Source organism: Microbacterium sp. MPR-TSA4 (assembly GCF_058792815.1).
Genome location: NZ_JBXAFF010000077.1, coordinates 1 through 6,638 on the forward strand (window position 1 = coordinate 1; position 6,638 = coordinate 6,638).

General features: G+C 67.7%; 11 protein-coding genes. 3 read left to right on the forward strand and 8 right to left on the reverse strand.

Annotation, left to right across the window (positions count from 1 at the left end; genetic code table 11):
* The first annotated feature begins 68 nt into the window (after positions 1-68).
* Positions 69-704, forward strand: coding sequence for a TetR family transcriptional regulator (locus tag AC1Q49_RS15820; RefSeq protein WP_317983394.1), 636 nt, complete (start codon positions 69-71; stop codon positions 702-704).
* Positions 705-1,031: 327 nt separating this feature from the next.
* Entirely contained in the window at positions 1,032-1,949 is a 918-nt protein-coding gene (locus tag AC1Q49_RS15825) for a type IV secretory system conjugative DNA transfer family protein (RefSeq protein WP_492493333.1), read from the forward strand.
* Positions 1,950-2,123: 174 nt separating this feature from the next.
* On the opposite strand, the gene AC1Q49_RS15830 is transcribed toward AC1Q49_RS15825, so the two are convergent.
* Positions 2,124-2,318: a hypothetical protein gene (locus tag AC1Q49_RS15830; RefSeq protein ID WP_492493335.1), complete on the reverse strand. Its 195-nt coding sequence runs from the start codon at positions 2,316-2,318 to the stop codon at positions 2,124-2,126.
* Between the two features lie 23 nt (positions 2,319-2,341).
* On the opposite strand from AC1Q49_RS15830, the gene AC1Q49_RS15835 reads away from it, so the two are divergent.
* Positions 2,342-2,827, forward strand: a complete 486-nt coding sequence (locus AC1Q49_RS15835; protein WP_492493337.1) for a hypothetical protein — start codon at positions 2,342-2,344, stop codon at positions 2,825-2,827.
* Between the two features lie 88 nt (positions 2,828-2,915).
* On the opposite strand, the gene AC1Q49_RS15840 is transcribed toward AC1Q49_RS15835, so the two are convergent.
* The 7 genes from AC1Q49_RS15840 to AC1Q49_RS15870 form a co-directional block, all read right to left on the reverse strand.
* Complete coding sequence (locus tag AC1Q49_RS15840; RefSeq protein WP_492493339.1) at positions 2,916-3,509, reverse strand: hypothetical protein; 594 nt, start codon at positions 3,507-3,509, stop codon at positions 2,916-2,918.
* A gap of 142 nt (positions 3,510-3,651) precedes the next feature.
* Complete coding sequence (locus tag AC1Q49_RS15845) at positions 3,652-4,071, reverse strand: hypothetical protein (protein ID WP_492493341.1); 420 nt, start codon at positions 4,069-4,071, stop codon at positions 3,652-3,654.
* 191 nt (positions 4,072-4,262) lie between these two features.
* The gene (locus tag AC1Q49_RS15850; RefSeq protein ID WP_492493343.1) at positions 4,263-4,511 is read right to left on the reverse strand and encodes a hypothetical protein; all 249 of its coding nucleotides are present in this window, start codon (positions 4,509-4,511) and stop codon (positions 4,263-4,265) included.
* A gap of 561 nt (positions 4,512-5,072) precedes the next feature.
* Positions 5,073-5,309: a hypothetical protein gene (locus AC1Q49_RS15855; protein WP_492493345.1), complete on the reverse strand. Its 237-nt coding sequence runs from the start codon at positions 5,307-5,309 to the stop codon at positions 5,073-5,075.
* Positions 5,306-5,884, reverse strand: coding sequence for a helicase-like domain-containing protein (locus AC1Q49_RS15860; RefSeq protein WP_492493351.1), 579 nt, complete (start codon positions 5,882-5,884; stop codon positions 5,306-5,308). Before AC1Q49_RS15860 ends, AC1Q49_RS15855 begins: the two co-directional genes overlap by 4 nt.
* Positions 5,885-6,094 carry a hypothetical protein gene (locus AC1Q49_RS15865; RefSeq protein WP_492493347.1) on the reverse strand — a complete coding sequence of 70 codons (210 nt, stop codon included), beginning with the start codon at positions 6,092-6,094 and terminating at the stop codon, positions 5,885-5,887. It lies immediately after the preceding gene.
* A 261-nt stretch (positions 6,095-6,355) separates the two neighbouring features.
* Positions 6,356-6,638: hypothetical protein (locus AC1Q49_RS15870; RefSeq protein WP_492493349.1), on the reverse strand; the 283-nt coding region annotated here is incomplete at its 5' end.

A 6,638-nucleotide genomic window follows, 5' to 3' on the forward strand; every position in this document is an offset into this window, starting at 1 on the left:
GTTCTGGTTCCGGGGGTTCTGGTTCTGGGGGGTCTGCGGGTTCTGTTTCCGGGGGTCCTGGTTCCGCCGTGTCCGTCTCGTGGCAGCCGCTCGACTCGGCATCCGCCGACGAGACCGGCACCGACGGCTATCGGGTCGGCCGCGAGCGCCGGGCCCGCATCCTCCGCGACGCGACGGCCCTCTTCGCCCGCGACGGCTACGCCGCCACGAGCCTCCGCGAGATCGCGGAACGTGTCGGCGTGTCCAAATCGGCCCTGCTGCACCACTACTCCTCCAAGGACGCGCTGCTCGGCGCCGTCCTCGCCGAGCGCGACCGGGCCGTCTCGGTCGAACCCCTGGAAGGACTCACCCGCGCCGCCGACATCCTGCGCGACATCCCCCGCGGTGCCGCCGCCAACGCGGCCACCGCGCCCGGACTGATCGAGGTCTACGCGGTGCTCTCGTGCGAGGCCCTGCCCGACGACCACCCGGCTCACGACTACTTCGAGCGCCGTTTCACGCTCGCGATCGACCGCCTCGCCGCGATGCTGAGCGCCGCGCGCGACGACGGCGACCTGCCGGCGCACCGCGACCCCGAGCGCGAGGCGATCCGCCTCGTCGCGCTGTGGGACGGCCTGCAGTACCAGTGGTTGTACGACCGCGAGAGCGTCGACGTGGCCGCGCACCTCGCTGCCCACCTCGACGACATCCTGCCCCGCCGCTGACCGCCCGGGCCGGGGCGGCTGCCGCGCCGCGGCGGATTCGGAGGAGCGCAGCAGATTCGGACCACATGCGCTCCCGCATCCGATTCCGGCGCGCACGTCCGATTCCGCGGCGGCTGGGCGGGATAGCGGCAGGGCGCAGGCAGTGTGGGCAGGCGGCCGAAGCGGGCACGCACACCGGAAGCCGCGTCGAGTGCTGGATGCCGCGCAGCGGATGCGGAGACCGCAAGCGGATTCGGACCAGGGCAGCCCCCGCATCCGATTCTGGCGCGCGCCTCCGATTCCGCGACGGCGGGCCGATGGGCGGGCGGGTCGCCGAAGACAGGTGGGGTGCAGAACAGATCCGTCGACGACCTGTACCGGTGGGGTCGGCGCCGGGGCTCACGCGCGGCCCCGTCGACATTCTCCGCATCTACGGGACGCCCGGGGGGCGACGGTCTGGAATCCGTCCTCGAGGGAGACCCGAGGCTGCTGTCGTCGCAGTGGTTCGGGGTGCAGGCAGCCGTCGCGCCGCTCTCGATCCCAAAGATCCGCGACGTACTGTCCCCGACGGGCGCGGACGCCCCGTTCGCCTCCGCCGAGTTCCTCGACGGGGAGAACACGCTGTACCTTCTTGGCTCGTCCACCGGTGCGACGGCGATGGGCGGGCTCCTGTTCCCACTGCTCGACGACATCGTGGAGGTCGGTCGGAAGCGTGCGATGGCGTCGCCTGGTGCACGGCTATCGATCCCGCTGGGGCTGATCCTGGACGGGGTCGCGAACATGTTCCGCTGGGAGCGCCTTCCCCGCGTCATGGCCGACGGCGGCGGCCGCGGTATCTGCACGCTCGTCGTGCTGCAGGCGCTGTCCCAGGCGGAGACCAGCTGGTCCGCGGCCGAGGCCTCCACGATCTGGTCTGCTGCGACCGCGAAGGTGCTCCTCGGGGGTGGTGGCGACGCTGACCACCTGGGCGACGTCGAACGGCTCCTCGGGTACCGGGACCGTCAGCGCACGCAACGGTCGTGGAATACCGAGCAGCTCGGCTACTCCACCAGCGAACAGCACGAGCGTCTCCCGCTGATGACCGTCGACGAGCTACGCCGGATGCCAAACGGCACGGGCCTTCTCAGCTACCGCAACCGCCGGCCCGTGCTGCTGGAGCTCGACGGGTGGGCCGAACGCTGCGACGGGCGGGAGATCTCCACGAGCAAGCGCGACCTCGAGCGGGAACAGCAAGCTCACTTCACCGCGCGGGCTCGGGATGTCTAACCGACGCCGGCCCTCGCGCGGCAACACGTACCGCACCGGCTACCTGACCTCGCCGCAGTGGTTCGCGCGCCGCGACCGCTGGTTCCGCGACCAGCTGCAGCTCGCGGGGGAGTGGACGTGCGTCGGATGCGATCGCACCGCCGACCGGCGCGAAATCGAACTGCACCACCTGTCCTACGACGGGGTGAAGAAGACAGCAGCCGGCTGGCCGGCTGGTACGCCGACGAGTCGCACGAGGACCTGCGGCCGTTGCACCCGGCCTGCCACGAGCTGCTGCACCGGATCATCGACCGCGACCCGCTCCTGGCACGCCACCGCACCCGCGAGCAGGCGTCCACGACCGCGCTGCAGATCGTCAGACGCAAACACACCACCCGAGGGGGAGAAGGATCATGAGCGACGACTTCGACGACTTCACGGTCGACGAGGCCGCGGCGGTGATGCAGGCCGAGATCGACCTCGACAACCGTCAAGCCGCCGCCGAGCTCGACGCCGTGTGGGTAGTGAACTGGCGCGAGCTCGACGACGAAACCGCCCACGACGTGTGGATCGACCTTCGCGCGTGGGTGCAGTGGTTCACCCTCCGCTACCAGGTCAGCCCCACCGTCATCCCCGCCTGCTGGTGGAAGCACGGGTGGCTCGTCGAAGAACTATCCGCCCTCCGCAGCGCGCACCGCGCGCTCTTCGACCCCAACGACACCGGCCTCGGCTCCATCGGGTGGCACGAGCGCTACGCCCTCGCCGTCGGACGCGTCAAGAAGGCATCCGCCAGCGCCGGCTGCACCAACGGGCACCAGGAGAGCCGCCCCATCCGCGACTGGTCGGACGCCACCGATGAGACCGAATGGGACCAGTGGATCACCCGCTCCCACGGCTGACAGGCAGCATCTTGGGGTGCAACTCTCTAGCCAGACGTAAAGGGACTCCCGCTGAACCAGCGGAAGCCCCTTTTAGTGGTGTCGGGTGTCAGCTCCGCGTGATGCTGAGGTAGTGCCGCGCGGAGGACAGATAGGTGGTGGCACCCGCTGCAACGTAGTCAGCGGCAGAGCCGCCGCTGACGTTGTACCAGAACGAGGTGTTGCGGTTGCCGGCGAAGATCTTCGTGATGTTCGTCAGGTTGATGTCACGCTGACCCGTGCCGTAGTACCCGTTGGGAGTGCCCGAGGCGGTCGTTGCGCAGGCGTCAGTCGTCGCGCAGCCCGGGCCGCGAACGCTGATCGCGAAGAGCGTGAACGTCGGCTCCTGCACATAGAAGGCGGCCACATAAGTGTTGGTCTCGGTGTCGAGGAGAGCGACGTGCTTCTTCTCCGAGCTAACGATCGCGGCGATCTCCGCGGACGTCTGCGTCCCCTTGAGCTGGTTCAGCTTGGCGAGGTTCGCTTCGTCGTTGGCAGGTTCAACGCTGACGGTGTTGATATCCCGCTCGACGATGCCCGTCGACGTGGTCTGACCCGCCGAATCGTCGGCCGCGTTGGCCGCGGTGGCCGTCAGACCACCGATAGAACCGAGGGCAACCGCCCCGAGAATCGCGAGCGTCCTGAGTTTCGTATTGATCTTCACGTATGCCTTCTCTCTCCGGGAATCGGGGGATGACTCCCGACTCTTCAACCGTACGGAAGGGGACTCGAAATCGGATCAACCGAAGGTCTCAATTCGCATTCGAATTGCCTCGAGCCGTTCCCTGCTAGCGCGTTCGGCTTCGTCAGATTGTCGCGGGGAACAGCGGATCCACGCTGACCGACCCTCGGTTCCCTATGCGACTGTTCAACGCGACGAGCACGTCGTCGAGGGTGTCGCCGACCAGTTCGAGTGCGTTGAGGTTGGCCGACAGCCAGGTCGGGAACTCGCCGGAGTCTTGGCGTGCATTCACTTGCCAGAGCAGCGCATCGCCGTTCTCGCTGTAGGCGAACACCTCCAGCTGGTCGACGAGGTCCCAGCTGCCGTCGGGCTCGAGTGTGAAACTGAAACCTTCCACTTCGTTGTCGTGATAAATCGCTCGAAAGCGTTCGGTCAGGACTCGGCCGCGTCCTTGCAGCCCGTCAGCGTAGCCGGGAAGCACGGGAGGATAGACCATCCACATCCCCGCGGTCTTCGCCCACCCAGCACTCAAAACGAAGCTCACATACGATGCTGGAAACCCCCTTTTGTCGCCGTATCGCGAGGCCTGCAACAGTGCTCGATCCACGTGATCGAGCGAAGGGTTCGCGGGGAAGTCGAATGTGGTCCACTAGCGTTGTTGGGCATGTGCTACTCCGGTTTCGTTGCTCACTGCCGTCGACGCTAGCGGCTTCCTCGTACGCTCGGACATGGTGCTCAACGGATGCCGGACCCGTCGTCGATCGTCGGCGCCGACGCGGTGGTGCGTGCGTCCTGAGCGGTGCGGGCGTGGCGGATGCGCGCCTGGTGCTCCTGTGTGGCGTGTTCGGGTGGTATCGCCTCACGGAGCTGCCGTTCGGCCGCGGACCGCTCGACGGTCCCGTTCGCTCGCGCGTACTCGCTGAGCAGCTGCTTATGCAGAGCCGCGGCGTCCTCGAGGGAGACGGTGAGGCGATCGCGCAGCACGATCAGCGTGCCAGGGTCTTCAGTCTCGACGCCGGCGACCTGGAGAGCGTGGCCACGGGCTTCAGCAACCCGCTGGAGATGTTCCCCAGTCTCTGCAACTGGTAATGCCGGAACGTCGCCTTCTCTCGTAGCTAGGGCCGGCTCTTGCGCGCCCTCATGCTCACGATGAGCGCGACAACCCCAACCAGGGCGAGCCCATCGGCAATGAAGTAGTACGTCTGGACTGCGGTCGCGTCGATCTCGCTTTCGATTTGCGTTCCGACAATGACGGCCCACACGGACACGAGCGCTGCGGTTATGAAGGCACAGATGGACAAGATGCAGACTCCAGAGAGTCGCCGACTTGATGTGCTCATATAGCCCATCCTGTGAGTTTCATAGAAGTGCCACAAGGGTGCGGCGTTCACCGATCACCGCGCGGACAGAAGTCCACCGCACGGCAGCACACTCCATCCTCCGCATCGACGACGATCCCCGCAGCCCGGGCCATGTTGAGAGGGACGACCAGATCTCGGAGAGTTGAGGCATCAGTCCTGTGTCGCCACTCGCCCTCGCGGACGATCAAATCAGTCCTTGTTCGAGACGCATCGACCACCCCTCGAATACCAGCTGCGCAGCACCCCGATCCAAATGCTCTCCGAGCTTGACTCGATACAGCGGCATACCGTCAACCTTCAGCTCCGCGTCGACCATGACGCCGGAGGCGCCGCGGTAGACGGGCATCACGCTCACAAGGTGGTCAACGTTGATCCAGATCTGCGGAGACCCGTCGGCATCGGGGATCGGTATCAGCTTCATCCTCCGCTCTCCATCCGTGCTCGGTGTCTGACCTCGGCGCGGTAGACGCCGCTGCGCGAGATCCGGTAGATGCGCGCGACGTCGGCCGCGGACCGGTCACCCTCATCCAGCGCTCTGGCGATCGCCGCGTCCGTCTCGGGCGGGATCGCCGACTGCCGGCCCTTCAACTTCTTCCGCACGCTGGGGCGGGCCATCGCCTCCTGTGCGCAGGCTGATCCACCCACCCTCGGCTTCCGCGATGCCGGTGGATTCGAACGCGATCCCCGCATCGCGTGGTGCGTCCAGGAGACGCTTCTGCGTCTCCTGGACGCGGCGATCCGCTTCTCGATCTGCTTGACCGTCTGCCGATCCTCGGAGTCCAGGTTCGCCAGGCCGTGACGGAGGGTGTCGACTTCGTTGTCGATGTAGCGGGCCATGGTGTCCGGTTCGACGGGGAGACGCCTGAACGCTTCCCGGGCGAGGATGATCGCGTCCCAGTCGTTCGCGTCGGCACGGGCGACGAAGATGCGCCGCCGATCGCCGGAGAGGGTGTCGGTGTTGGCGGCGAGGATCCGCGCCTGCGGGTACAGCTGCAGTCACTCGCGGGGGAACTGCTCGAGCATGTGGTTCGGCACCACGACACCGACCTTGTTCACCATGCCGCGACGGCGCAGCTCCATCGCCCCGGCGACCACCTCGGCGGTCTTGCCGGCGCCGACCTCGTGGAACAGGCCGACGGCGGGTTCGCTGACCATGCGGGCCACGGCGGTCTTCTGGTGGGCGCGGAGCGCGAAAGAGGCGACCATCCCCGGCCGGCTGAGCGTTCCCTTCGGCGGTGTAGTCGCGCAGCACGATCCCGTTGAAGCGACGGTTGTACTCGCTGGCGAGGTCCGCTGCCCGGTCGGAGACGCCACGTCGTAGTGGAGATGCCGCGCAGCGGATGCGGAGAACGCAAGCCGATTCGGACCAGGGGAACCCCGGCATCCGATTCTGCTGCGCGCCTCCGATTCCGGGACGGCGGGCCCGGGCAACGGCGGGCCCGGGCAACGGCGGCCCCCGCCCGGGGGTCAGGCGCCGGCGGCGGAGAGGATGGCCGCGGCATCCGACTGGACGGTCGACGCGTCGACGAGATCGCCGGCCTGAGCGGTCAGCAGTGCCGTCCACGCGTCGACCGAGGTGGACAGCGTGCCGTTCGCGATCAGCGTCTGCTGCAACTGCGTCTTCTTCTCGGCGATGAGCTGGGCCCACGTGCTGTTCGCCTCGAACGCCGTGACGAGCGGGTTGCCGGAGGCTCCTCCGCGCACGCCGCCCCCGCCGGCCGCCCCACCGTCGGCCTGCCCGCCCGGAGCC